We start from the raw sequence: 25,589 nt of genomic DNA on the forward strand, positions 1-25,589 counted from the left end.
ATTGTAGGTGTTCCAGAAGACTGGGATAATCGCGGGATGGACACTTTGCTGCAACTCATCGACTTTGTACTTCACGTCGACCGCTATTTACAAGCGTTTGTGGAAAATTACGGCATGTGGGTTTACGCCTTGCTGTTTTTGATCATCTTTGTCGAAACAGGGCTGGTCGTCATGCCTTTTTTGCCTGGCGATTCTTTGTTGTTTGTGGTCGGCGCCTTGTGTGGCACCGGCGTGTTGGATCTGCCGCTGGTCATGAGTTTGCTGCTGGTGGCCGCGATCTCAGGCGATCAGGTCAATTACCGAATCGGTCGATATTTTGGACCCAAGGTTTTTCAGTGGGAAAACTCGCGGTTTTTTAACCGCGCTGCCTTTGACAAGGCCCATCATTTCTATGAAACCTATGGCGGTATCACCATCGTGTTGGCCCGATTCATGCCCTTTATTCGCACTTTTGTGCCATTTGTTGCCGGTGTGGCGGCCATGACCCCCTCACGTTTTGTGGCTTACAACGTATTGGGCGCCTTCATTTGGGTTTGCGGTCTTACCACGGCCGGCTATTTGTTTGGTGAGACTGAGTTTGTCAAAGCCCATTTGAGCCAAATCATTTGGGCCATGATTTTCGTACCCGGTTTGTTCGCCTTGTTTGGCATTTGGCGGGCTCGCAAAACGTAAAATTGGGGTATGACACACCCCATGCAACAAACAACCCTTTCTGGCCGTGCCCCCCGGGTGGTCACAGCGGGCGAGGCCCTGATCGATTTGGTCTCACAAGCCGATGGCAATTTTCAGCCTTGTTTGGGTGGTGCGGTGTTCAATTTGTCTCGAGCGTTGGCCAGACAAAATGTGCCCATCCTGTATCAAAACCCTTTGTCCAGCGACCGGTTTGGCAGGCAACTGGCCCAAGCCTTGCAAGACGATGGCGTCCAGTTGGCTAGACTGCTGGCCATTCCTCAAACGACCTCCTTGGCTGTAGTGGCCTTGAATGCAGAGGGTCACCCCGACTATGCTTTTTATCGAGAGGGCGTGGCAGATCGTCAAATTACCGCAGCTTCCTTGAACGCCGTGTGCCAAGCACAGCCTCAGTTGGAAATTGCATGCACCGGTTGTTTGGCCCTTGATCCTGCTGATGCACATCACTACTTGCCGTGGTTACAAACTCAAAAGGATGCGGGCAAATGGATTGTGGTCGATGTGAATTTGCGCCCCTCCGTCATGCCCGATCTACCAAAGTACCGTGCGCATGTGTTGGAAATGGCCAAGTTGGCAGACGTCCTCAAAGCCAGCGACGAAGACCTGGCCCATTTGCAATTGCCAGGCGCAAGTCCGATGGACCAAGCCATGCATCTGATGCAATTGGGATCAGCTCAGTGGATGGCCTTGACCTTGGGTGCTGAGGGCGCGAGGCTTTTGGTTCGCAATGGTGCAGACATCCAAGTCTTGACTGCGCGCGAGCCAGCCCCCGTCAAAGTACTAGACACCGTGGGCGCTGGCGATAGTTTTTTGGCGGGGTTGTTGGCATGTTCGCTGCATCATGCAGATGCCCAAGCCAGTCCCTCCCAATTAAAGGCTTGGGCCAGTCAGGCCTCTAAAACAGCACTTCAAGATGTGCTGTGCCATGCCTTGGCCAGTGCCACTTTAGTGGTGATGCGTCGGGGGTGCGATCCTGCTAGGTGGGACGAGGTTCGCGCCAGGATGCGGGCGTTTCCTTCAGCTTGAGGGCTGTAACTTTGCAGCTTTGCTGTATTAAGTTTAAGTTGATCGCTTGCGAGCCAAAGGCGGATTGCGTTCAAAGTATTTTTGTAAACCCTTGACCAAGGCGTCTGCCATGCTGTCTTGGTAGTTGGGGTCTGACAGTTTGGCTTCCTCATTGGGGTTGCTAATGAAGGCTGTTTCAACCAACACACTGGGAATGTCGGGGGCTTTCAATACCGCAAACCCAGCTTGTTCTACCTTGGGTTTGTGCAGTCGGCCCACGCCGCCAATTTCTCTCAGAATGGCGCTGCCTAAATTCAAACTGTCCTTGATTTGCGCAGAGGTGCTCATGTCTAGCAAGGCCTGCTGAACTTGCGAATCTTTTACGCCTAAGTTCATGCCCCCAATTTGATCGGCTTTGTTTTCTTGTTGTGCCATCCAGCGTGCCGCACTGCTAGACGCTGCGCCGTGGCTGAGCGCAAACACGCTGGCACCTTGCGCGTTAGGTGTGAAGAAAGCATCCGCATGCACGCTGACAAACAAATCGGCCTGCACTTTGCGAGCCTTTTGAACGCGCACATGCAAGGGGACAAAGTAGTCAGCATCGCGTGTCAGGTAAGCTCGCATGGGGCTGCCCTTGACTGTGGTGGCATTGATGCGATCGCGCAGTTTCAAAGCAATCTGCAAGACCACGTCTTTTTCTTTGGTGCCGTTGGGGCCAATGGCGCCAGGGTCTTCACCGCCGTGGCCTGCGTCAATGGCCACCACGATCAATCTGTCTGTGATGGGCGCAGGCAATCCTGCGGGTGGACTAGGCGATGGGGCAGGTGTTTGGCCAGTCGTTGCAGCGGGCGTTGACGGGCTTGGCGCGATGCTTTGGTTGCTCAGGGTCTTGGTGTTAGTTTGGCCCGCAGAAGCCTGTTTGTTAAGCCAGTCACTCAAGGGGTCATTGGATTGCGTTCGCTCAGCAATCCAACTTTCAAGCGGATCAACTGGTGCTGTTGGATAAAGATCGAGTACCAGCCGGTGCTTGTAGTCACCCACTGGCGTGAGCGCAAAAACTTGAGGTTGAACAGCTTGTTTCAAATCAAACACCATGCGAACCACACCAGGGCTGTTTTGTGCCACGCGCACGCCTGTGATGTTGGGGTCGTCGGGTTTGATTTTGCCCACCCATTCTTTGACCGCTGGGTTCAGTTCCAAGCCTTCAATGTCGATGGCCAAACGTGGCGGGGATGGCACGAAGGTGTATTTGGTTTTCAGGGCAACGTCGGACTCTAATGTGACGCGTGTGTAATCTCTGGCGGGCCAGACGCGTACCGCCACCAAACTGGCGCCTTTGCTAATGTCGGCCCAACCTAGCAACAATGCCAAGCCAGAAGCCTTGAGCCAATCACGTCGCTGAATTTGCATGGTCTGAACTAACAGCAGGAAGTGCCTTAAGGAGGCTTTGAAGTATCAATTGACCATGCGCTGTGCAGGCTATGACTTGAACCTTGCGCGCCTCGCGCTCGTCCACTTTGAGCGTCAATTGAAGATCGGGTAAGGGCAACATCCCTTGTGCTTGGTTGGGCCACTCGGCAATTTTTAGACCCGTGCTGGCAAACAAATCTCGAAACCCAGCTTCTTCAAATTCTTGGGGGTCATTAAAACGGTAAAAGTCAAAATGCCAGATGGCCAAGGCTTGTTGGCTATCTGGGTGATGGCCTTCGTGCGGTTCGACCACGGCGTAGGTTGGACTTTTGATGCGACCTTCTACCCCCAAGGCCTGCAACAAATGACGCACAAAAGTGGTCTTGCCAGCCCCCAAATCGCCCACCAATTCGATGTAGGCGTTTTGCAGTGGGGCTAGCTGCGCCAAAGCTTGCGCAAATGTGCGCGTGGCAGATTCATCCGCCCACAGCCAGTGCGCCGTGCCATGAGGCTCGGGAGTTCCTACAATCACTGGGTGAACACCGCTCATCAATCTCTTTCTAAGGCATCGCCTTTGAGTCCTTTGGACTCGGAGGCGTTGTGGTCTGAGCTGCAAATGGCAGCCCAAGAACTGGGATTTTCTCAAATTGGCGTGACAGGTGTGAATTTGACCGAAGCCGAGCCGGGATTAGAGGCTTGGCTGGCGGCAGGTTTTCACGGCAGCATGAACTATATGGCAAGCCACGGCTTAAAGCGCGCCCGACCTGCAGAATTGGTGCCTGGCACAGTTAGCGTCATTAACGTACGGATGGACTATTTGCCCGGCAACGTGCAGAACTTGTCCGCAGAAACAGCTTGGCAAGCGCTAGAAGAGGCGCAACAGGGCGTGGTCTCAGTCTATGCCCGCGGCCGCGACTATCACAAAGTATTGCGCAGTCGACTGCAGAAACTGCAAGAGCGAATGGCTGCCTTGCTTGGGCCTTTTGGACACCGCGTATTCACCGACTCCGCGCCCGTCATGGAAGCTGAGTTGGCAGTGCGCAGCGGGCAGGGCTGGCGCGGCAAAAACACACTGGTCTTGCAAAAAGACGCGGGCTCTTTTTTCTTTTTGGGCGAGCTGTTTGTCGACATGGCTTTGCCATTCTCAGAGCCCGTGACCGACCACTGCGGGACTTGCACCGCTTGCCTTGATGTCTGCCCCACGCAAGCCATCGTGGCGCCCTACAAATTGGACGCCAGGCGCTGCATTTCCTACCTCACCATCGAACACGCAGGACCGATCCCTGAAGAGTTCAGAGCCCCTATAGGCAACCGCATTTATGGCTGCGACGATTGCCAATGGGCATGCCCCTGGAACAAGTTTGCAAAGCGCAGTCCCTTGCCAGACTTTGAGGCCAGAGCGCCTTTGGTCGAGCCCGAACTGGCTGGCTTATTGGCATGGGATGAGCCCACCTTTTTGCGCATGACCGAGGGCAGTGCCATCCGCCGAATTGGCCATTCACGTTGGCTCCGAAATGTGGCTTTGGCGGCAGGCAACGCGCTGGCTGAGCGCTCAAAACTTTCGACGGCTCAGACGGAATCTTTGATTGATGCGCTTCGGCGTTGGCAAGATCATGCAGATCCCGTCGTTCAAGAGCAGGTGGCTTGGTCTTTGAAGCAAGGCGCTTAAAAACGCAAATCGCGCAGGACGCCCAGAGCGAAGGGTAAACTGACTATGCCCAGTAGGGTGGAGAGGGTGACCAAACCCGCAACATAAGGGCCGTTGTAGCCCATTCTGGAAGCCAAGACATAGCAAGTAGAGGCCGTTGGCAAAGCAGAGAAAATAAGCAAGACCGTGGTTTGAACCGAGTTGAGCTCAAAGAATTGCGCCAAGCCCCAAGCCAAGCAAGGCAGAACCAAGTGCTTCAGTGTCAGTACCAAGGCCCCCAATAATTTGCCTTGATTCAAGGCTTTGAATTCCATGCCTGCACCGGCCGCCATCAAACCCAAGGCCAAGGATGCCGCACCAATTCGATTCAAGGTGGGGTCCATGAAGGCCGGAATTCGAAGGCCGACTAAATTGAAGACCAGACCCCCAGAGGTGGCCAAGATGAGGGGGTTGCGAACGAGTTCTTTCCAAAAGCCGTTTTCGCCATGACGTGCCATGGGCCAAATGGCGCCCACGTTGAACATCGGTACGCAAAAGCCAATCAAAACCGAGATCAGTAAAAGCCCTTCGGCGCCCGACAAGCGTTCTACCAAAGCCAAGGCGATGAAAGAATTAAAGCGAAAGCTGATCTGCGCACTGGCTGCGTGGTCGCGTTTGTCAATGTGACGTCCAAGCCAAGGCCAGTAGGGAAGGCTGTAGGACAACGCAATGCCCAGCAAACCCATGCTGAGTCCTGCCATCAAAAAACTGGAGGTAGCCTGAATATCCAGGGGGCTTTTCACAATGGAGTGAAACAGCAAGACCGGGAATAAAAAATAATAGACCAACGACTCGGCCTGTTGCCAAACGGTGCGGTTCAAAGCTGTATATCGGCATAAAAAATAGCCGCACAGAATGAGGGAAAAGTCGGGAAATAAAAGTTGGGCAAAATTCACCCCATAAGCATAACGTCAGTCTTTGCGCTTTTGGGCTTCTAAGTTGCCAACTTATTGCTTATGATGTTGAGTCATTTATTTGAGGAGTTGAAATGAAACGTCGTACGAGTTGGGTGGCTGCCGCTGCCTTGTTGGCCCTTGGCGCCAGTGCTTCAGTCTTGGCACAAACTTACCCCAACAAAGTGGTCCGCTTGCAAGTGCCTTTTGCACCCGGCGGCACCACTGACATTGTGGCGCGCGTTATTTCCGAACCCTTGGGCAAAGCCTTGGGCCAGTCAGTCATTGTTGAAAACAAGGCGGGCGGCGGCGGTGTCGTGGGCGCCACCGAAACTGTGCGTGCAACACCCGATGGCTATTCATTGGGCATGGCCACGGTCTCAACCACAGCAGCCAATCCTGCCATCAACCCTAAAAATCCCTACAACCCTGTGACGGATTTCACCCCCATCATCAACATTGCGGCCACGCCTAATGTGATTGCGGTGCACCCCAGTTTTCCCGCTCGCAATTACAAAGATTTCGTTGCTGAACTCAAGAAAAATCCTGGCAAATATTCCTACGCGTCTTCCGGCACTGGCGGCATTGGCCACTTGCAAACTGAATTGTGGAAAAGCTTGGCTGGTGTGTTTATCACGCACATCCCTTACCGCGGTGCGGGCCCTGCTTTGAATGACACGGTTGCGGGTCAAGTGCCGATCATTTTTGACAACATGCCATCTGCTTTGCCATTCATCCAAACTGGCAAATTGATTCCCATTGTGGTTGCTGCACCCCAGCGCCTCACACAGTTGCCCAACGTGCCTACCTTCAAAGAAGTGGGCTTGGAGCCTGTCAATCGCATGGCCTATTACGGCATTTTGGGCCCTAAGAATTTGCCCAAAGAAGTGGTCGATAAGGTCAGCAATGGCGTCAAGAAAGCCCTGGAAGACCCAGCCGTTCGCAAGCGCATTGAAGACACAGGTTCTTTGATTGTTGCCAATACCCCCGATCAGTTTGCCGCTCAAATCAAGGCCGAATTTGAGGTCTACAAAAAAGTGGTTGACGCTCAAGGCCTCAAGCTGGATTGATGACCGACCACAACCAAACCGCCATCGACCGCTTTGTTGATGCGGTTTGGTTAGAGGACGGTTTGTCGGCCAACACCCTGGCCGCCTACCGCAGAGATCTCACTGCTCTGGCGCAGTGGTTGCAGGTTCATGCCGCCACTGCACTTGATGCCGCGCAAGAGTCTCACTTGCAAGCTTATTTTGCAGCTCGGCACAGCCTCTCCAAAGCCACCTCCGCCAATCGCCGCCTGACGGTCTTCAAGCGTTACTTTCGTTGGGCATTGCGAGAGCGCATTGTTGGGGTCGATCCCACCTTAAGGATGCTGGCCGCCAAGCAAGCCTTGCGTGTGCCCAAAACATTGTCCGAAGACCAAGTTGATGCGCTTTTGTCTGCGCCCGACGCCAACACCTCCCTGGGATTGAGAGACAAGGCCATGCTGGAGTTGTTGTACGCCAGTGGCTTGCGGGTGTCCGAATTGGTTAAGCTTAAAACGCTGCATGTATCTCTGAACGAAGGCGTCTTGCGAATCATGGGCAAAGGCAGCAAAGAGCGCTTGGTGCCTTTTGGCGACATGGCCAGAGACAGTTTGCTCAGTTACATGCAAAACGCACGTGGCGCGTTGCTGGGTGCCAAACAAACCGACGATTTGTTTGTGACGGCCAGTGGTCCCAAGGCAGGTACGGCCATGTCACGCATCATGTTTTGGAGCTTGATTAAAAAGTATGCGGTATTGGCTGGTATCACTGCGCCTTTGTCGCCGCATACCCTGCGACATGCATTTGCAACGCACTTGCTCAATCACGGGGCAGATCTGAGGTCAGTGCAAGTGCTGTTGGGGCATGCCGATATTTCAACCACCACCATCTACACCCATGTGGCCAGAGAGCGCTTGAAGAACTTGCACGCGCAGCACCATCCGCGCGGGTGAATGTTGGCCGATTTAGAAATGAATTGAAATGGCATCGATCACTTTGTAGTGATCGTCGACCACTGGCATCCAGCGCCATTTGTCGAAGGTGGTGCAGGGGTGTGAAATGCCACTGCCAATGATTTGCCCCACAAAGGGCTGTTCATCATGGGGCGCCTGCGAATGAAAGTGCAGATACGCATGTTGATCGTTCAAGGCTTTAATTTCCCAATGGGCAGGCACTGAGCGTGCGGTGCTGTCGCCTACTTGGGCGCGCCAAATTGGAATGGGTAAATCCATGTCAAATGAAACGTCTCGTTTGCCCATCGACAAAATAGCCAAACCAGGTTCGGGGCATGACTGCACGCGGCTGAGTACTTCCAATGCGGGCTTGAGTGTTTCGCGCAATTGCAATCGCTCACCCACACACTGCAACATTTTTTTGTAATGCACATGATCGTGGGTCAGGTAGCAACCGGAACGTAAAACACCGCGGGTAGGGTGCTTTAGGACAGGCTTCAAATTCTTTGCCACCAAGTCAAAGATGGCTGAGCCACCAGCCGTCAGTAAGACTTCTTCACACTCGAACAAATCGGCTGCTTCACACGCTTGAGCCAAATCTTGAACGCGCGCCATGAGCTCGGCCACAGACGATGTGTCTTGATCATGGTTGCAGGTGGCCAGTGCGCCTTCATAGCACTCAATGCCGCACAAAGACAAGCCAGGCATGGCCTTGATTCTTTGGGCTAAAGCCATTGCTTGTGAATGATTGCGGCAGCCGGTTCGTTTGCCATCCATGCCCAGTTCGATCAGCACTGTGAATATCACTTTGACTGCTTGCTTAGCCTGCCATGCCTCAATGGCATCCAGTTGGGGCATGGAATCGACCAAAAAGTAAATTCTGGCTGAGGGGTGATCAAGTAGCAGCTTGGCAAGCGTGTCTAGGTCGGCAGCCTGAAAAACTTGGTTGGCAATGATGACCCGCTGAACGCCATGCCGAATGCACAGCCCCGCTTGAAATACATTGGCAAAACTGATGCCCCATGCGCCTGCTTTCAGTTGCATGCTGTAGAGCTCTGGCGACATGGTGGTTTTGCCATGAGGCGCGATGTCCAAACCGCGATGGCGACAAAAGTCATGCATCCACCCTAAGTTGTGCGCGAGGGCGTTTTGCTTGAGAACCGCCAAGGGCAGCGACAAGTGGCCTTCCAATAACGCCCAGCCTTGCTCACCGACTTGCGTCAAGTCAACTGGCTTTAAATGGCGAGGAAATCCTTTGTACGAAGCATCGATGTGTGTCATCAAGTTATTTACAAACCATTGGCCGCTAAGTAATTTAGTTCTTCATCATCGAAGCCTGCCAAACGTCTGGCTTCAAGGTTGTAGGGCGACTTGAGTTTGGGTGCATCGTATTGTTGAATCAATTCGCGGTAAGTGGCAATCGGGTCGAGCCCGCGTTCTTGACAGACAAAGCGATACCAACGATTGCCTGCAGCCACATGGCCAATTTCATCTTCCAGAATGATGTCCAGAATTCGCCCTGCAGCCAAGTCACCTGCGCTGATCAATTTGTTCTTCACGCCAGGTGACGCATCTAAACCTCGCGCCTCCATGGTTCTGGGGACCAAGCCGATGCGGGCCAAAATGTCACCCTTGGTGCGCTCGGCCATGTCCCACAAAGAGTTATGCGCAGGGAAGGGGCCGTAGTCAAAGCCCATGCCGACCAAATGCCGTTGCAGCAGCAAAAAGTGCTTGGCTTCTTCTTTGGCGATGCGCACCCAGTCGCGGTAGAAGTCTTCGGGCATGCTGCTGAAACGCCATACCACATCGAGCGCCAAATCGATGGCGTTAAGTTCAATGTGGGCAATGGCGTGCAGCAATAAAGCACGGCCTTCGGGTGTGTTGAGCGGTTTGGCTTTGAGGCTGGTATGCGATACCAGCACGGGTTGGGCGGGGCGCCCCGGAATGCTGCCAGGATCGGCTATTGCGGCTTGGGTGTCCAACTTCAAATCTTCCGGCAGGGCCAAAGTAAGCTCTGCCTTCAAGACGGCATTTTTCTCAAGCAAGGGCGTCAGGACGGCCAGTCGAAGGTCTGTGGCAACGGGGGGCATTTCGGCGCGTGGCATGCCCTATTTTAGGGGTGCCTACAATGGAGGTTTTGTGTCAAGGCTAAAGAGGTCTGAAATGGCAATTTATTCGTTAGATGACAAGCACCCCAAAGTCGCGGAGGGCGCTTGGGTCGCCGATAGCGCGCAGGTGATGGGCGCTGTCGAATTGGGCGTGAACGCCAGTGTTTGGTTTGGCACCATCATTCGCGGCGACACCGAAACCATTGTCATTGGCGAAGGCTCAAACATTCAGGACTGCTCTGTTTTGCATGCAGACATTGACAAGCCCCTGACGGTGGGCAAAAACGTCACGGTGGGTCATCAGGTCATGTTGCACGGGTGCACCATCGGCGATGAGTCCTTGATTGGCATTGGCGCTGTGGTTTTGAATGGCGCCAAGATTGGTAAGAATTGTTTGGTGGGTGCAGGGTCCTTGGTCACCGAGGGCAAAGAATTTCCGGATGGCTCCATGATCATGGGCTCACCAGCCAAAGTGGTTCGCGAGTTGTCCCCAGAGCAAATTCAAGGCTTGCGAATGTCTGCCAAGCACTACATCGAGAATGCACATCGCTTTCAATCGGGTTTGAAAAAAATTGTCTGAACTTCATAAATTTCTTTTTGATGGTTTGCCCGTTAGGGGCGCCATCGTTCGCTTAACCGATGCATGGCAAGAGATTCTCAAGCGCCGCGCGGCCAACAACGAAACCGGTGCATATCCTGCGCCAGTGACTGAGCTATTGGGTCAGATGTCGGCTGCTGCGGTGTTGATGCAAGCCAACATCAAATTCAATGGCGCCTTGGTCTTGCAAATCTTTGGCGATGGCCCCGCCAAGTTGGCCGTGGTTGAAGTACAGCCCGACTTTGGTGTGCGCGCAACGGCAACACTCCAAGGCGAAGTGGCGCCAGATGCCAGCCTGAGTCAAATGGTGAACCAAAACAACGAAGGTCGCTGTGCCATTACTTTGGACCCCCTAGACCGCATGCCAGGACAGCAACCCTATCAGGGGGTGGTGCCTTTGTTTGGCGATCAAAAGGAAAAGCTTGAGAAATTGAGCGAAGTCCTAGAGCACTACATGTTGCAATCAGAGCAACTGGATACCACCTTGGTTTTGGCCGCCAACATGGACGTGGCTGCGGGTATATTGATTCAAAGACTGCCCCTGGAAGGTTCTGGCAACTTGGCTGGCAAGTACGACTCGGTGGAGCGAGAAGCCGCCTTGGGTCAGAGTGAAGACTACAACCGCATTTCTATTTTGGCCAAAAGCTTGAAAGCTGAAGAGCTATTAGGCTTAGACATTGAGACGGTATTGCACCGTTTGTTCTGGGAAGAACCCTTGCTGCGCTTTGAGCCGCTGGTCGGAGAAACCGGCCCCAAATTTCACTGCAGCTGCAGCCGCGAGCGCGTGGGTCGCATGATCAAAGGCTTGGGTGTGGCAGAGGTGGAGAGTATTTTGTCGGAGCGTGAAAACATCGAAGTGGGTTGCGAGTTTTGCGGCAAGCAATACCATTTTGACCCTGTCGATGCAGCCAGCCTCTTCACACAACCAGAAGCCATACCGCCAACAGGTCCTTCAGTTCACTGATTTGTCTGAGTTTGATCTGACTTCAGCAAGTCGCTGAACAATTTGTGCTCGCATTCCGCATCGCTGCACAAATCGCAGCGCCAGGCCATCTTGCCTTTGTTCAAACCATATTGACTCTCGTCTCTTTGTGTTTGGATGGCTTTGTAGCTGCTGAGGTGCTGACCCAAGTCGCCACTTAATTCACCGACGCCTTCGCGGATGGCCATTAGCGCGGCATACAAGCGCGCATCGGATTTACCGTAAATCACTTTAAAGGGCAGTTGTGCACTTTGCAAGGCCTGACGAAGCAAATTGTCGACGGGCTCGCGCACATGAGCGCCATCGCGTTGCAAACCATCCGGAACCCAAGCCACGTCCAGACCCATCACCAGCGTTAAATCAAATTGCGCTTGTTGCTGAAGCGCTTGGGCATAAAGTGATTTGTCTTGAAAAATGTAGTCGCTGTAAATGGCAGTCATGAGAGGACTGGTGTCCGCAATCACCCAGCCCTTGCTGATTGAGAAAATACGTTCAGCGTGTTGTTGTGCAATGGCGGCCTGTTCGTGCGCTTGGGGCGTTCTGCCATGGGCGTCGCACCATTCTCTGAGAGTTTCAGGCACTGCAGTGACCTCCAAGCCCTGAGCCCTAAGCGCCTGAGAGATGCCCTCGCAGATGCTGGTTTTGCCAGTACTCTCTGCGCCAAGTAAAGCGATGCGAATAGGCTCAGTGCGCATGTTGTTTTCGCCAGGCTTTCAAGCCCACCACGCTGAGCACGGCAAAGACAAAGTAGAGGAGAGCAGTTAGCCAAAGGTTTTGCGTAACCATCAGTGCAACGGTCAGGATGTTGACTGCCAGCCATACCCACCAAGTCTCTATTTTTTTTTGGCCTAATAAATATTGCCCTAACAATGCCAAGGCGGTAATCAAGGCGTCTAAACCGACGACCTTGCTGTCGGAAAAGTGTTGGAGAACCACCGTGCAAAAAGACCAGGCCAGAAGTGTTGCCACCCCTGCTCGTTGCCATTCATGGCGTTGAAGTGAGCTGATTGGGAGTAGGTCAGTGACGGTCATGTCTGCAGAAGCCGCACTCTGGGATCGGCCTTGAAGCCACTTTTGCCAGCCCCAGACCGCCATCACGATGAACATCACCTGCAATGCCGCTTGTCCATAAAGCGCTGTTTTCCAAAAAACATAGCCATAAAGAACAGAGCTGAGGATGGTCAATAACCATCCCCAATGAATTTGTCGAATATTGCAATAAACCATTGCCAACGACAGAACAAAACCGGCCAGTTCGACCGAGTCCATCATTTTTCGATCTGTACAAAAATTTCGTTGGCTTTGACCATGCCCAGTTCGTGGCGGGCACGTTCTTCGACGGTGTTCAGACCTTCTTTGAGGTCGTTCACTTCAGAGTTGAGTTGGCTGTTGATGCGCTTGGCTTTGGCATTCAACTCGTTTTGCTCTTTGATTTTATTTTCAAGCTCAATGACAGTAGGAACGCCGCCTTTGCCCAGCCAAATTTGTCCTTGCAAGATCAGCAGCAAGGCGATCAGGACGGCTGGCCAAAAACGGTTTTCCATGAGCATTGAATATGTCGATGCGGATTAATTAACGAAGATTGTAAAACGCTGAACGGCCAGGGTACTCGGCCACATCGCCCAAATCTTCTTCGATGCGAAGCAGTTGGTTGTATTTGGCCATGCGATCGCTTCGGCTCATAGAGCCGGTTTTGATTTGACCTGCGTTCAAGCCTACGGCAATGTCGGCAATGGTGGCGTCTTCGGTCTCACCAGAACGGTGGCTAATGACGGCGGTATAACCGGCGCGCTTGGCCATTTCAATGGCGGCAAAAGTTTCGGTCAGGGTGCCAATTTGGTTGATCTTGATCAGGATCGAATTGGCGATGCCTTTGTCGATGCCTTCTTTCAAAATTTTGGTGTTGGTCACGAACAAGTCGTCGCCGACGATTTGAACTTTTTCGCCCAAACGCTCGGTGAGCAATTTCCAACCATCCCAGTCGCCTTCGGCCATGCCGTCTTCAATGCTGATGATGGGGTACTTGTCGACCCAAGTGGCCAACATGTCAATCCACTGCTCGCCAGTTAAGGACAAGCCTTCACCTTCGAGTTCGTATTTGCCGTCTTTGTAAAACTCGCTGGCCGCGCAGTCGAGGCCAATGGCAATTTGCTCGCCAGCGGTGTAGCCGGCTGCGCTGATGGCGTCCAAAATCATTTGGATGGCGGCTTCGTGGTTGGGCACGTTGGGGGCAAAGCCGCCTTCGTCGCCGACTGCAATGCTCATGCCCTTGTCGTGAATGATTTTCTTCAAGGCGTGGAACACTTCAGCGCCGTAACGCACGGCTTCGCGGAAGCTAGGGGCGCCTACGGGAATGATCATCAATTCTTGCAAGTCGAGGTTGTTGTTGGCGTGTGCGCCGCCATTGATGACGTTCATCATGGGCACGGGCAACTGGCATGCGTGCATGCCGCCAAAGTAGCGGTACAAAGGCAAACCAGACTCTTCAGCAGCAGCGCGGGCCACCGCCATAGAAACTGCCAGCATGGCGTTGGCGCCCAAGCGGCTCTTATTTTCTGTGCCGTCCAGATCGATCAAAGTTTTGTCGAGGAAAGATTGCTCGGAAGCATCAAGACCCAACACGGCTTCAGAGATTTCGGTGTTGATGTGCTCAACGGCTTTCAGAACGCCTTTGCCCAAGTAACGGCTCTTGTCGCCATCACGCAATTCAATGGCTTCGCGGCTACCAGTGGAGGCGCCAGAAGGCACTGCGGCACGGCCCATCACGCCGGATTCCAACAGCACATCACATTCAACGGTAGGGTTGCCGCGGCTGTCTAAGATTTCGCGGCCCACAATGTCAACAATCGCACTCATGTTTACTTCTCTCTGTCTAAATTAAAAATCGTTAAATCCAAAAAACAACTGAATGATGCAATCAATCACTGGAAATTATTTTCAAGGAAGGGGTTCTTTTTGGTGACTGCGTCGAGTTCCAGCAAAGTTTCCAGCAGGGCTTTCATGTGTTGCAAAGGCACGGCGTTGGGGCCGTCAGACATGGCCTCTGCGGGGTTAGGGTGTGTTTCCATGAACAAACCCGCCACACCCACCGCCACGGCTGCTCGTGACAAGACTGGCACCATCTCCCGCATGCCGCCAGAACTGGTGCCTTGGCCGCCTGGCAATTGAACCGAATGGGTGGCGTCAAACACCACGGGCGCGCCGGTTTCGCGCATGATGGCCAAGCTGCGCATGTCAGACACCAAGTTGTTGTAGCCAAAGCTGACGCCGCGCTCACACGCCATGAAGTTGTCTTCTGGCAAGCCTGCTTCACGGGCCGCTGCACGCGCTTTGTCGATCACGTTCTTCATGTCGTGAGGGGCCAAAAACTGCCCCTTCTTGATGTTGACCGGTTTGCCTGATTGGGCCACGGCACGAATGAAGTCAGTTTGGCGGCACAAGAACGCGGGCGTTTGCAGCACGTCAACAATGGAGGCAACAACAGGGATGTCGGCTTCGGTGTGCACATCGGTGAGGATGGGGACGTGCAATTCACGCTTGACCTTGGCCAAAATTTCCAAGCCTTTTTCCATGCCAGGACCGCGGAAGGTGCTGCCAGAAGAGCGGTTGGCTTTGTCGTAACTGCTCTTGAAAATAAAAGGGATTCCCAAAGCGGATGTGATCTCTTTCAAGGTGCCCGCTGTGTCCATTTGCAACTGCTCGGATTCAATGACGCAGGGGCCAGCAATCAGGAAGAATCTTTGATCGAGGCCAACATTAAATCCGCACAGTTTCATGGTGTTCCTTGTTTCGTTACTTCAAATTTAAGCAACGGCTTTGAGGTGCTTGGCACCCTTTTGATGATCAATCGACGCCTTGATAAACGCGTTGAACAAGGGATGACCATCCCATGGGGTTGATTTGAATTCGGGGTGAAATTGAACGCCCACAAACCATGGGTGAACATCGGTTGGTAGTTCTACAATTTCTGTCAGTTGCTCGCGCTGCGTCAGCGCAGAAATGACCAGCCCAGCTTCACGCAAGGTGTCCAAATAATTCACATTGGCTTCGTAGCGATGACGATGACGCTCTGTGACCACAGGGCCATAGATGTCACGTGCCAAAGTGCCCGCAGACACGTCAGAACTTTGAGCGCCTAAACGCATGGTGCCACCCAAATCAGATTGCGCATCTCGGACTTGGATAGTGCCATCGGCATCTTTCCACTCATTGATCAAAGCAATGACGGGGAAGGGAGTGTCGGGTTCAAACTCGGTGCTGTTGGCGTTGGCCATGCCCGCTACGTGGCGCGCGTATTCGATGGTGGCCACTTGCATGCCCAAGCAAATGCCAAGGTAAGGCACTTTGCTTTCACGCGCAAAACGAGCGGTTTGAATTTTGCCTTCTACGCCGCGTTTGCCAAATCCGCCTGGGACCAACACGCCGTCAAACTTGGCCAGTTGGGCCACGGTTTCTGGGGTGATGGTTTCTGAGTCGATGTGTTCAATTTTGACGCGCACATGGTTGCGCATGCCAGCATGGCGCAATGCTTCATTGACAGATTTGTAGCTGTCTGACAGTTCAACGTATTTGCCCACCATGGCAATGGTGACTTCGCCTTGGGGGTGTTCGGTTTCGTAAACCAAGTCGTCCCAACGCTTGAGGTTGGCAGGCGGCGTGTTGATGTGCAATCGGTCGCAAATGAGGCCGTCCAAGCCTTGTTCGTGCAAGACGCGGGGCACTTTGTAAATGGTGTCAACGTCGGGCATGGAGATCACGCCCCAGCTTTGCACGTTGGTGAAGAGCGAAATCTTGTCTTTCTCGTCTTCCGGAATCATGCGATCGGCACGGCACAAAAGCGCATCGGGCTGAATACCGATTTCGCGCAATTTTTGAACCGTGTGCTGTGTCGGTTTGGTTTTGAGCTCGCCTGCGGCTGCAATCCAAGGCACATAAGTAAGGTGCACAAAGGCGGCGTTGTTGGGTCCAAGGCGCAAGCTCAGTTGGCGCACAGCTTCCAAGAAGGGCAGGGACTCAATGTCACCCACAGTGCCGCCAATTTCAACAATGGCCACATCGACAGCTTCGGGCGTGTCAAAGCCGGCGCCGCGTTTGATGTAGTCTTGAATTTCGTTGGTAATGTGAGGAATGACCTGTACGGTTTTACCCAAATAATCGCCGCGGCGTTCTTTTTCGAGCACGCTTTTGTAGATTTGACCTGTGGTGAAGTTGTTAGCCTTCTTCATGCGGGTGTTGATAAAGCGCTCGTAGTGACCCAAATCCAGGTCGGTTTCGGCGCCATCGTCGGTGACAAACACCTCACCGTGTTGAAACGGTGACATGGTGCCTGGGTCGACGTTGATGTACGGGTCCAGCTTGATGAGGGTGACTGACAGGCCGCGCGATTCTAGGATCGCGGCGAGAGAGGCGGAGGCGATTCCCTTACCCAGGGAAGACACCACACCACCGGTGACGAAGACGAATTTGGTCATGTCCAGGACGGGATGCTGAGCACCCGGGAGATGGAAAACGAGATTATAAAGGTGTCCTGATCTGCTACATTGCCGAACATGAACGATTTGCACGGAAAACGCATCCTTTTAGGACTCACCGGTGGCATTGCCTGTTTCAAGGCGGCTGAGCTTTGCCGATCGCTTGTCAAAGCCGGCGCAGAAGTCCAGGTGGTCATGACGGAGGCGGCGGCCCAATTCATCACCCCTGTCACCATGCAAGCGCTCTCTGGTAAGGCTGTTTACACCTCCCAATGGGACGCCCGCGAAGGCAACAACATGGCGCACATCAACTTGAGCCGGGAAGCCGATGCCATTTTGATTGCCCCCGCCAGTGCCGATTTCATGGCCAAGCTGATTCATGGCAAGGCCGACGAATTACTCAGCCTGACATGCCTGGCCCGGCCGCTTCAAAAAGTGCCTCTCATTTTGGCGCCCGCCATGAACCGCGAAATGTGGGCGCACCCCGCCACGCAGCGCAATGTGGCCCAACTCAAAGCCGATGGCACCCATGTCCTCGATGTGGGGCAGGGTGATCAAGCCTGCGGCGAGACGGGTGATGGCCGAATGTTGGAGGCTGAGGAGATTGTGGAAGAGCTGCAAGCTTTTTGGACGCCCAAATGCTTGGCCGGACAGCATGTGTTGATCACGGCGGGCCCAACTTACGAAGCGATTGACCCCGTGCGAGGCATCACCAATTTGTCCAGCGGCAAAATGGGATTTGCCATTGCGCGTGCAGCCCGCCACGCTGGCGCTCAAGTGACGCTGGTCGCAGGTCCTGTGAGTTTGTCAACGCCTCGGGGTGTCAAGCGGGTCGATGTGCGTTCGGCAATGCAAATGAATGAGGCGGTTCAACAGTTAACGGCGAATGCCCAAGTGTTCATAGCGGCGGCAGCTGTGGCCGACTGGCGTCCTGCCTTGGCAGCAGATCAAAAAATCAAGAAAGACGGTTCAGGTGACACACCTGAATTGAGCTTTGTCGAAAATCCCGACATATTGGCTTCGGTGGCTCAAACGGCTCGGGCACAAAGCGGTGCGTTATTTTGTGTCGGCTTTGCCGCTGAAAGCCACGACTTGCTAGCCCATGCCACGGCCAAGCGAGCGCGCAAAGGCGTGCCTTTGTTGGTGGGCAACATCGGCCCCAGCACCTTCGGTCAAGATGACAACGCTTTGTTGTTGGTCGATGCGCAAGGCGCCAAAGAATTTCCTCGCGATACCAAAACCAAGTTGGCGTATGACTTGATTCAAGACATTGCTGCCAGGCTTGTCAAACACTGAACGCTGAAAAATATGATGAATGTTGACGTCAAAATTTTAGATCCCCGCATGGCAGATCAATTGCCCGCTTATGCCACACCAGGCAGTGCTGGCCTTGATTTGCGGGCTTGCTTGGACGCCCCAGTCACCTTGCAGCCCAATGCTTGGCAATTGATTTCTACGGGCTTGTCGGTTTATCTCAAAGACCCTGGTTTTGCGGCCATGTTGTTGCCACGCTCTGGCTTGGGCCACAAGCATGGCATTGTGTTGGGCAATCTGGTGGGTTTGATCGACAGCGATTACCAAGGCCCGCTGATGGTCAGTTGCTGGAATCGGAGCCAAGAGGCTTTCACCATTCAGCCCATGGAGCGCATTGCCCAGATGGTCATTGTCCCTGTGGTGCAGGCCAGATTCAATGTGGTGACTGAATTTGATGCCCCCAGCGAGCGCGGCGAGGGCGGCTACGGCTCGACAGGCAAACGATGAATTTGATGGCTTAGGGATGCCCGCTTGCGAGCATGCCTTGAAGCTCAGTCCAGCTCAGTCAAGCTCAATGGAGCAAGCCGCCACCTGAAGCGGGTGCATCGCCAATTTCAATTTTGAAAAAGCCAGTGCCGCAGGTGCCTGCTTCTTGTTCTTGATCGGTGGCCAGTCGCACATGGTTGACTTTGAGGCTTAAGCGCAAGGCAATGCCAGACAGCGGATGATTGCCGTCAAGCACCACATGTTCTGGATAAATTTCGGTGATGGTGTACAGCACATTGCGGGGTGCATCGGGGTTGCAAGCCGATGGCAAGGCCGTGCCTTCAATGGTCAAGCCTTCCTCAATGTCTTTGGGGAACAAGCCGCGTGGTTCTAGAAACAGCAAGTTCTCATCAAAGTCACCAAAGGCGTCTTCGGGTTCGAGGTGCAAATCGACCTTGGCGCCCACGATATGGCCTTGGAGCGCCTCTTCAATTTTGGGCAGCAAATCGTGGCCGCCAATGTAGAAGGCTACAGGCTCGTCGAGCTCGTCTAAAACTTCGCCCAAAGTATCTTTGAGCGTCCAGGTCAGTTCGACCACACATTGAGAAGTAATATCCATCCCAGAATTGTCGCAGTTTTGAAATCGATTTGGATCAGGTTCCTATGCAAAAAAACACAGCTTTGACCTTGTTGGGTGGTTTGACGCCCGAGCAGTTTATGAAACGTCATTGGCAAAAAAAGCCCTTGCTGATTCGGCAAGCCGTGCCGAACATGAAGCCGCTTGTCGAGCGGGCAGCGTTGCTAGAAATGGTGGAAAGCGAGGAGGTCGAGTCTCGGTGCATTGTGCGCAAAGGTGCCAAATGGACCTTGAAAAAAGGGCCCATGGCCCGCAAGAGCTTGCCCTCTTTGAAAACACCCGATTGGACGGTATTGGTTCAAGGCGTCGATTTGCACAACGATGAGGTCCATTCCCTGCTTCAACAGTTTCGTTTTGTGCCAGATGCGCGGCTTGACGATTTGATGATCAGTTTTGCCACCGAGGGCGGGGGTGTGGGTCCGCATTTCGACAGCTACGATGTGTTTTTGCTGCAAGCCCACGGCCAGCGTCAATGGCGCATAGGTCGGCAGAAAAAATTTGAGTTGCAGGAAGGCGTTCCGCTCAAAATCCTCAAAGAGTTCAAGCCAGAAGCTGAGTTTGTTTTGAATCCGGGCGACATGCTTTACTTACCTCCGGGCTATGCCCACGACGGTATTGCCCAGGGCGAATGCATGACCTATTCGATTGGATTCAGGGTGCCCCGAAGTGCAGAACTGGCCAGTGAATTGTTGATGGGCCTGTCGGAGGAAGTTGCAGAAGATTCTGGCGGGTCTCAGGATGTGCTTTACCAAGATCCGCAACAGCCCGCAGTTTTTCAAGACGCCTCTGTGCCTCAGGCCTTGCAGCAATTTGCAGCCAATGCAATTGCCAAGGCCCTCAAAGATCCCCAACTTCTGAATTGTTTGTTGGGGGAGTCTTTGACCGAGCCCAAGCCCAATGTTTGGTTCGACAACCCCGACCAGGATGAATTGCCCAACTTTGTTTGGCCTGCCGATGTGCGTCTAGACCGTCGGACCAAAATGCTGTTTGATGCCAAACACGTATTTATCAATGGCGAGAGCTTTCGAGCGGCCGGCCAAGACGCCAAGTTGCTTCGAAAGTTGGCCAATGACAAGTTTTTGCCTCTGAAGGAGGCGGCTAAGTTGAGCGCCAATGCGGCCGAGCTGATGCAAGCCTGGTGGGAAGAGGGCTGGTGGCATGAATAATCTGAGGCGATTTGGACTGCCTAGTAATTACCCTGTAAGTCAAGCTATAATCGCAAGCTGTTCAGTGAGAGCTCGAGTGCTCGCTGATCTGTCAGCAGGGTTTAATCAACTTTGATGACAATTTCCCGGAAATTGTTTTTTCACTAACTTTAAGGAAAATAATCATGAACAAGTCCCTCGTTTTGGCCGCCGTGATCGCTGCTGCTGCTTTGGCTGCTTGCGGTAAAAAAGAAGAAGCTGCTGCACCAGCACCAGCCGCTGCTGCTCCAGCTGCACCTGCTGCTGACGCTAAGCCTGCTGACGCTGCTGCCGCTCCTGCTGCTGCCGCTGCACCAGCTGCTCCTGCTGCACCAGCTGAAGCTCCTAAGAAGTAATTCTTAGCAGTCCAAAAAAAACCCCGCTCTGCGGGGTTTTTTTTCGTCTTCAATGGATGGCTTCGGTTGAATTATTTAATTTCACCGACCAAAAGCTTGATGATTTTTTCTGCATTGGCAGAAGTCTCTGGGAGACCATCGGCCGCTTGAACCACGACGGTTGAAACATCACCTTTGCTGGTCACTGCTATACGGTATTTGGCAAGTGTGGGCGTTGCCTTGTCGCTTGAGAAAATTTTGGCAAAGAAACCGGGTTCTTTGTCTGGCTGCCCCGCAGGCGCATAGCGAACAAAAAACACGCCTTGTCCGCGGTCGCGGTCTTCAACCGTAAAGCCTGTTCTGTCAATGGCAATGCCAACTCTGCGCCATGCGCGGTCAAAGCCATCCTTAATTTCAATGGCGGGCTGATTGCCAATTTTGATGAGGCTGACATCAGTGCTGCCACCTGCGGCACTTGGGTTGGCGCCGCTGGTTGCGGCCGGTTGAGCACTGTTGGCCGCGCTGGCCAATGAGGCGCCACCCAATTTAAGCATCATGCGGCGTAAAAACTCAATTTCCAATTCTGGGTCGGCGGGACGGGCCGTCCAAGTGGTGCTCTCTTTGGCGGCGTTTGAAAAGACTTCGGTCAAACCACGGTGCGTGACCGTAATTTCCAGGCCAGTGTCTGTGCGTTCAATGCGTGTTCGGAACTTGTCTCTTGTGCCCGTTGAATAAAGCGAGTCAAAAAGTTTGCCAATTGATCTGCGAATAAAGTCTTGTGGCACGTTGGCGCGATTTTCTGCCCAATCTGTTTCCATGATGCCCAGTGCGGGTTGATCGATGTTGAGCGTAAAACCGCTTTCTTTCCAAAATTCACGCAGAGGTTCCCAAACCGCGTCCGCCTTGAGGTCAACTTTCAGAATGCGTTGCTGGCCGATGCGTTCAATTCGCGCGTTACCCGCTTTGTTGGTTGCAGTCTGGCTATCAGTCGCACTGCGATCAGACGTTGTTGCAGCGCCCGTGGCAATGGCCAGAGCACTTGTTGAACCACCAATTTGGTAACGGCTATCTCGCTTGAGTTGTGTCAGGTCAGGAGGGACCTCGAGCGTTGGCAATGGCTTGTTTGCACTCTTGTAATTGATTTTGTCTTCCTCCAGAGAAGAGCAGCCAGACATGAGGCAAACCAGGGCGGCGGCGCCGGCCAAGGCTGTCATGTGACGAAGGGTGGGCTCAAATCGATTCACGTGTGTATCCTGAAGTTTGGGTGTGCAAGGTCGAGGAAGTAGGGACTTAAATCAGACCGCTGGCGCGCAGTGCGGCTTCGACCACGGGCTGTTGTGATTTGGAAAGTTCGGTCATGGGTAAACGCAAAGTACCGCCGCACAAGCCCATTCGGGTCATGGCCCATTTGACGGGAATAGGGTTGGCTTCGACAAACAAATTTTTGTGCACAGGCATCAATTTGAATTGAATTTCCATGGCTTTTTTGACATCGCCCGCAATGGCTGCAACGCACAATTCGTGCATCAAGCGCGGCGCCACATTGGCCGTCACACTCACATTGCCCTTGCCACCGCACAACATCAAGGCAACCGCTGTTGGATCGTCGCCTGAATAAACGGCAAACTCTTTGGGAAGGTCGCGGATCAACCACTGAGCGCGTTCAATGTTGCCTGTCGCTTCTTTGATGCCCACAATGCCAGGGACCTGGGCAAGCCTGAGCACTGTCTCATGCTGCATATCGGCCACAGATCGGCCAGGCACGTTGTACAAAATAATGGGAAGGTCGGGCACTGCTTCTGCAATGGCTTTGAAGTGTTGGTAAAGACCTTCTTGCGTTGGTTTGTTGTAGTAGGGCACCACTTGCAGTTGGCAGTCGGCGCCAACGCTTTTGGCGAATTTGGCTAGTTCAATGGCTTCGGCGGTGGAATTGGCCCCGCAGCCTGCCATGATGGGGACGCGGCCTTTGGCCTGTTCCACAGACACGCGAATGATTTCTCGGTGTTCTTCGACATTGACCGTGGGGGACTCGCCAGTGGTGCCGACAACGCCAATGCAATCTGTGCCTTCGGCAATGTGCCAATCGATCAGTTTGCGGAGCGTGTCGTAGTCGACAGAACCGTCCGCCAACATGGGCGTGACCAAAGCAGGGATGCTGCCAGTAATGGGTTGAAAAGTTTTCGTCATGGCGAATGAAAAGATCGACAAATGAGCATTCTAACGACTGCTTAGGCCAAACTGGCGTTCTGAATCATTGTCTTGCTTTACAGCCACTATTCGTTGCACACATTTTGGCGTTGGGTGCCAATAGCCATCCTCATAGGCAATGATGCGAAGTGGGGCGAATGTCTGGAGTAATTCACCTGGTTTGAGCAGAAAGTCGGGCCGAGAGGGTTTACCGATTTTTTCGTGACCGGCACTGAAAGTCTCATAAATCAACAAGCCGCCTGGCAACAAGCTTTGAAGAATGGCAGGCATCAGGGGGCGCCAAAGGTAATTGGTCACCACCACCCCCCCAAATTGTTGCCCCGCCAAGGGCCATGGGCCATTCTCTATATCGGCCTCTACCACTTGGCCATGGGACTTGGCCAAGGACAAAGCCTCGGCCGATCGATCAATGCCCGTGCAGGGATGCCCCAATTGTTTGAAAAATTGCATGTGGCGGCCAGCGCCACAGGCCACATCCAAAACTGTGCTGCCTTTTTGCGCCAAATGTGCCCACCGCTGAACCCAATCTGATGGACTTTCTGTGCCGTGCATGTGTCTGAGCCTTGTAAATCAAGTGAGGGATAGCGCACTGTATCGCCAATGAAGTCACATTGTCCTTGAGTTGCTGGGCTGTAAATATATCCAGTACTTTGTTTGATTTGACACTACAATCTGCGCCCATGGCTACTTCTACCTCTTCCAATTCATCTCCCGAATACGGCGAAGGCTCCATTCGAGTCTTGAAAGGCCTAGAGCCCGTCAAACAACGGCCGGGCATGTACACCCGCACCGACAACCCCTTGCACGTGATTCAAGAGGTGCTCGATAACGCAGCTGATGAAGCGCTGGCGGGTCATGGCAAAAAAATTAAAGTGACCTTGCATGCCGATGGCTCGGTCAGCATTGAAGACGACGGCCGCGGTATTCCTTTTGGATTGCATCCGGAAGAAAAAGCACCTGTCATTGAATTGGTGTTCACACGCTTGCATGCCGGTGGCAAGTTCGACAAAGGCAAGGGTGGCGCCTACAGTTTCTCCGGCGGTTTGCATGGTGTGGGCGTAAGCGTCACCAATGCTTTGGCCAAGCGACTTGAGGCCACCAGTTACCGCGAAGGTCAAGTGGCCACGCTGGCGTTTTCGGGTGGCGATGTGGTCGAAGCTTTAGTCACTTGCAAAGCGGGTGAGGGCGATCGGAAGCAAGGCACCACGGTCCGTGTCTGGCCCGATGCCAAGTACTTTGAATCCAGTGCCTTGCCCATGGCCGAGCTCACCCATTTGCTGCGCAGCAAAGCGGTGCTCATGCCAGGTGTTACGGTTACTTTGTTCAATGAAAAAAACAAAGACACCCAAACCTGGCAATACAAAGCAGGCCTGCGTGACTATCTCATGCAAACCCTCTCAGGCGATCCGGTCATTCCTTTGTTTGAAGGCGAAGGTTTTGCCGATGGCAACAACGACAGCTTTGCAGAAGGCGAAGGCGCCAGCTGGGCAGTGGCTTTCACAGAGGACGGCCAGCCGGTTCGCGAGAGTTATGTCAATTTGATTCCCACCAGTGCAGGGGGCACACACGACAGTGGCTTGCGCGATGGCTTGTTCACCGCCGTCAAGAGTTTTATTGAGCTGCACAGCTTGCTACCCAAGGGCGTGAAGCTCATGCCTGAAGACGTGTTTGCCCGAGCCAGTTTTGTGTTGTCTGCCAAAGTGCTCGACCCTCAATTTCAAGGCCAAATCAAAGAACGTTTGAACTCGCGCGATGCGGTTCGATTGGTGTCCAGCTTTGTGCGCCCCAGCTTAGAGCTGTGGCTCAATGAGCACGTCGAGTACGGCAAAAAATTGGCCGAGTTGGCCATTAAGGCCGCTCAGCATCGTCAAAAGGCCGGCCAAAAAGTTGAGAAGCGCAAGAGTTCTGGCGTGGCTGTGTTGCCCGGCAAACTGACCGATTGCGAAAGCAAAGACATTGCGCACAACGAAGTGTTTTTGGTGGAGGGCGACTCTGCGGGCGGTAGCGCCAAGATGGGCCGCGACAAAGAATGCCAAGCCATTTTGCCTTTGCGTGGCAAGGTGCTCAATACGTGGGAAGTCGATCGCGATCGTCTCTTTGCCAACAACGAAATTCACGACATTTCGGTGGCCATTGGTGTCGATCCGCATGGCCCCAACGACACGCCCGATTTGTCGGGTTTGCGTTACGGCAAGATTTGCATCTTGAGCGACGCTGACGTAGATGGCTCGCACATTCAAGTCTTGTTGCTCACTTTGTTCTTCCGTCACTTCCCCAAGCTGATCGAAACGGGCAATGTGTTTGTGGCGCGTCCACCTTTGTTCCGTGTGGATGCACCGGCGCGCGGCAAAAAACCAGCGGCCAAGATGTACGCATTGGACGAAGCCGAGATGCAAAGTATTTTGGACAAGCTGCGCAAAGACGGTGTGCGCGAAGGTGCGTGGAGCATCAGCCGATTCAAAGGCCTGGGTGAGATGAGTGCCGAGCAATTGTGGGAAACCACCCTTAACCCCGACACCCGCCGTTTGCTGCCCGTGCAATTGGGCACTTTGGATTTTGCGCAAACCGAGAGCTTGATCACCCAACTGATGGGCAAAGGCGAAGCTGCAGCGCGCCGCGAGCTCATGGAGCTGCACGGTGACGACATCGAAGTGGACATTTAA

Annotated in this window: 27 protein-coding genes; 12 read left to right on the plus strand and 15 right to left on the minus strand. The window is 53.5% G+C overall.

Going from position 1 to position 25,589, the window contains the following annotated elements; all coding sequences use genetic code 11:
• Positions 1–36: 36 nt before the first annotated feature.
• Both AMM03_RS10095 and AMM03_RS10100 read left to right on the plus strand, forming a co-directional pair.
• On the plus strand, positions 37–672 hold the full coding sequence (locus tag AMM03_RS10095; RefSeq protein WP_090131187.1) for a DedA family protein: 636 nt from the start codon (positions 37–39) through the stop codon (positions 670–672).
• A 9-nt stretch (positions 673–681) separates the two neighbouring features.
• Positions 682–1,716, plus strand: coding sequence for a PfkB family carbohydrate kinase (locus AMM03_RS10100; RefSeq protein WP_090131189.1), 1,035 nt, complete (start codon positions 682–684; stop codon positions 1,714–1,716).
• 33 nt (positions 1,717–1,749) lie between these two features.
• On the opposite strand, the gene AMM03_RS10105 is transcribed toward AMM03_RS10100, so the two are convergent.
• A complete protein-coding gene (locus tag AMM03_RS10105) occupies positions 1,750–3,105 on the minus strand; it encodes an N-acetylmuramoyl-L-alanine amidase (protein WP_090131191.1) in 1,356 nt (451 codons plus the stop codon).
• The gene (gene tsaE / locus AMM03_RS10110) at positions 3,086–3,655 is read right to left on the minus strand and encodes a tRNA (adenosine(37)-N6)-threonylcarbamoyltransferase complex ATPase subunit type 1 TsaE (RefSeq protein ID WP_090131192.1); all 570 of its coding nucleotides are present in this window, start codon (positions 3,653–3,655) and stop codon (positions 3,086–3,088) included. The genes AMM03_RS10105 and tsaE overlap by 20 nt, the downstream gene beginning before the upstream one ends.
• A gap of 66 nt (positions 3,656–3,721) precedes the next feature.
• On the opposite strand from tsaE, the gene queG reads away from it, so the two are divergent.
• Entirely contained in the window at positions 3,722–4,774 is a 1,053-nt protein-coding gene (gene queG / locus AMM03_RS10115; RefSeq protein WP_228764664.1) for a tRNA epoxyqueuosine(34) reductase QueG, read from the plus strand.
• Here the strand turns inward: queG and AMM03_RS10120 are convergent.
• The gene (locus AMM03_RS10120) at positions 4,771–5,688 is read right to left on the minus strand and encodes an AEC family transporter (protein WP_090131197.1); all 918 of its coding nucleotides are present in this window, start codon (positions 5,686–5,688) and stop codon (positions 4,771–4,773) included. The genes queG and AMM03_RS10120 overlap by 4 nt on opposite strands.
• 92 nt (positions 5,689–5,780) lie before the next feature.
• Between AMM03_RS10120 and AMM03_RS10125 the strand changes: the two genes are divergently transcribed.
• Both AMM03_RS10125 and xerD read left to right on the plus strand, forming a co-directional pair.
• The gene (locus AMM03_RS10125) at positions 5,781–6,755 is read left to right on the plus strand and encodes a tripartite tricarboxylate transporter substrate binding protein BugE (RefSeq protein WP_090131199.1); all 975 of its coding nucleotides are present in this window, start codon (positions 5,781–5,783) and stop codon (positions 6,753–6,755) included.
• On the plus strand, positions 6,755–7,663 hold the full coding sequence (gene xerD, locus AMM03_RS10130; RefSeq protein WP_090131201.1) for a site-specific tyrosine recombinase XerD: 909 nt from the start codon (positions 6,755–6,757) through the stop codon (positions 7,661–7,663). Before AMM03_RS10125 ends, xerD begins: the two co-directional genes overlap by 1 nt.
• 12 nt (positions 7,664–7,675) lie before the next feature.
• Here the strand turns inward: xerD and AMM03_RS10135 are convergent, their stop codons facing one another.
• Both AMM03_RS10135 and AMM03_RS10140 read right to left on the minus strand, forming a co-directional pair.
• Positions 7,676–8,944 (minus strand): amino acid deaminase, encoded by a 1,269-nt coding sequence (locus AMM03_RS10135; protein WP_090131203.1) that lies wholly within the window; start codon positions 8,942–8,944, stop codon positions 7,676–7,678.
• 8 nt (positions 8,945–8,952) lie between these two features.
• Positions 8,953–9,768: a ferritin-like domain-containing protein gene (locus AMM03_RS10140; RefSeq protein WP_228764647.1), complete on the minus strand. Its 816-nt coding sequence runs from the start codon at positions 9,766–9,768 to the stop codon at positions 8,953–8,955.
• 58 nt (positions 9,769–9,826) lie between these two features.
• On the opposite strand from AMM03_RS10140, the gene AMM03_RS10145 reads away from it, so the two are divergent.
• Together AMM03_RS10145 and AMM03_RS10150 are read left to right on the plus strand one after the other, a co-directional pair.
• Entirely contained in the window at positions 9,827–10,351 is a 525-nt protein-coding gene (locus tag AMM03_RS10145) for a gamma carbonic anhydrase family protein (RefSeq protein ID WP_090131205.1), read from the plus strand.
• Entirely contained in the window at positions 10,344–11,333 is a 990-nt protein-coding gene (locus AMM03_RS10150) for an Hsp33 family molecular chaperone HslO (RefSeq protein ID WP_090131207.1), read from the plus strand. Before AMM03_RS10145 ends, AMM03_RS10150 begins: the two co-directional genes overlap by 8 nt.
• On the opposite strand, the gene AMM03_RS10155 is transcribed toward AMM03_RS10150, so the two are convergent.
• The 6 genes from AMM03_RS10155 to AMM03_RS10180 all read right to left on the minus strand — a co-directional run bounded on the left by AMM03_RS10155 (position 11,327) and on the right by AMM03_RS10180 (position 16,822).
• Complete coding sequence (locus AMM03_RS10155; protein WP_090131209.1) at positions 11,327–12,046, minus strand: AAA family ATPase; 720 nt, start codon at positions 12,044–12,046, stop codon at positions 11,327–11,329. The genes AMM03_RS10150 and AMM03_RS10155 overlap by 7 nt on opposite strands.
• Positions 12,036–12,623, minus strand: a complete 588-nt coding sequence (gene pnuC, locus AMM03_RS10160) for a nicotinamide riboside transporter PnuC (protein ID WP_090131211.1) — start codon at positions 12,621–12,623, stop codon at positions 12,036–12,038. The genes AMM03_RS10155 and pnuC overlap by 11 nt, the downstream gene beginning before the upstream one ends.
• Positions 12,620–12,895 carry a septum formation initiator family protein gene (locus AMM03_RS10165; protein ID WP_090131566.1) on the minus strand — a complete coding sequence of 92 codons (276 nt, stop codon included), beginning with the start codon at positions 12,893–12,895 and terminating at the stop codon, positions 12,620–12,622. The genes pnuC and AMM03_RS10165 overlap by 4 nt, the downstream gene beginning before the upstream one ends.
• 28 nt (positions 12,896–12,923) lie before the next feature.
• A complete protein-coding gene (gene eno, locus AMM03_RS10170; RefSeq protein ID WP_090131213.1) occupies positions 12,924–14,207 on the minus strand; it encodes a phosphopyruvate hydratase in 1,284 nt (427 codons plus the stop codon).
• Positions 14,208–14,272: 65 nt separating this feature from the next.
• Positions 14,273–15,127 (minus strand): 3-deoxy-8-phosphooctulonate synthase, encoded by an 855-nt coding sequence (gene kdsA, locus AMM03_RS10175; RefSeq protein ID WP_090131215.1) that lies wholly within the window; start codon positions 15,125–15,127, stop codon positions 14,273–14,275.
• A gap of 27 nt (positions 15,128–15,154) precedes the next feature.
• Complete coding sequence (locus tag AMM03_RS10180) at positions 15,155–16,822, minus strand: CTP synthase (protein ID WP_090131217.1); 1,668 nt, start codon at positions 16,820–16,822, stop codon at positions 15,155–15,157.
• Between the two features lie 78 nt (positions 16,823–16,900).
• Here AMM03_RS10180 and coaBC point away from each other — a divergent pair, with 78 nt between their 5' ends.
• Together coaBC and dut are read left to right on the plus strand one after the other, a co-directional pair.
• Complete coding sequence (coaBC, locus tag AMM03_RS10185; RefSeq protein ID WP_090131218.1) at positions 16,901–18,118, plus strand: bifunctional phosphopantothenoylcysteine decarboxylase/phosphopantothenate--cysteine ligase CoaBC; 1,218 nt, start codon at positions 16,901–16,903, stop codon at positions 18,116–18,118.
• Positions 18,119–18,133: 15 nt separating this feature from the next.
• Positions 18,134–18,583 carry a dUTP diphosphatase gene (gene dut / locus AMM03_RS10190; RefSeq protein WP_090131568.1) on the plus strand — a complete coding sequence of 150 codons (450 nt, stop codon included), beginning with the start codon at positions 18,134–18,136 and terminating at the stop codon, positions 18,581–18,583.
• Between the two features lie 64 nt (positions 18,584–18,647).
• Here the strand turns inward: dut and AMM03_RS10195 are convergent, their stop codons facing one another.
• The gene (locus AMM03_RS10195) at positions 18,648–19,181 is read right to left on the minus strand and encodes an FKBP-type peptidyl-prolyl cis-trans isomerase (protein WP_090131221.1); all 534 of its coding nucleotides are present in this window, start codon (positions 19,179–19,181) and stop codon (positions 18,648–18,650) included.
• 44 nt (positions 19,182–19,225) lie between these two features.
• Between AMM03_RS10195 and AMM03_RS10200 the strand changes: the two genes are divergently transcribed.
• Together AMM03_RS10200 and AMM03_RS10205 are read left to right on the plus strand one after the other, a co-directional pair.
• Positions 19,226–20,365: a JmjC domain-containing protein gene (locus tag AMM03_RS10200; RefSeq protein ID WP_090131223.1), complete on the plus strand. Its 1,140-nt coding sequence runs from the start codon at positions 19,226–19,228 to the stop codon at positions 20,363–20,365.
• 164 nt (positions 20,366–20,529) lie between these two features.
• Positions 20,530–20,739, plus strand: coding sequence for a hypothetical protein (locus AMM03_RS10205; protein WP_090131225.1), 210 nt, complete (start codon positions 20,530–20,532; stop codon positions 20,737–20,739).
• Positions 20,740–20,810: 71 nt separating this feature from the next.
• Here AMM03_RS10205 and bamC read toward each other — a convergent pair whose 3' ends face one another.
• From bamC to AMM03_RS10220, 3 genes are read right to left on the minus strand one after another with little or no spacing between them, the layout of a single operon-like run.
• A complete protein-coding gene (gene bamC, locus AMM03_RS10210) occupies positions 20,811–21,962 on the minus strand; it encodes an outer membrane protein assembly factor BamC (RefSeq protein WP_228764648.1) in 1,152 nt (383 codons plus the stop codon).
• Positions 21,963–22,008: 46 nt separating this feature from the next.
• Positions 22,009–22,905: a 4-hydroxy-tetrahydrodipicolinate synthase gene (gene dapA / locus AMM03_RS10215; RefSeq protein WP_090131231.1), complete on the minus strand. Its 897-nt coding sequence runs from the start codon at positions 22,903–22,905 to the stop codon at positions 22,009–22,011.
• Between the two features lie 30 nt (positions 22,906–22,935).
• Entirely contained in the window at positions 22,936–23,478 is a 543-nt protein-coding gene (locus AMM03_RS10220; RefSeq protein WP_090131233.1) for a class I SAM-dependent methyltransferase, read from the minus strand.
• A 128-nt stretch (positions 23,479–23,606) separates the two neighbouring features.
• Here AMM03_RS10220 and AMM03_RS10225 point away from each other — a divergent pair, with 128 nt between their 5' ends.
• On the plus strand, positions 23,607–25,589 hold the full coding sequence (locus tag AMM03_RS10225; protein WP_090131570.1) for a DNA topoisomerase IV subunit B: 1,983 nt from the start codon (positions 23,607–23,609) through the stop codon (positions 25,587–25,589).

The organism is Limnohabitans sp. Rim11, assembly GCF_001269365.1.
Classification (GTDB): domain Bacteria; phylum Pseudomonadota; class Gammaproteobacteria; order Burkholderiales; family Burkholderiaceae_C; genus Limnohabitans_A.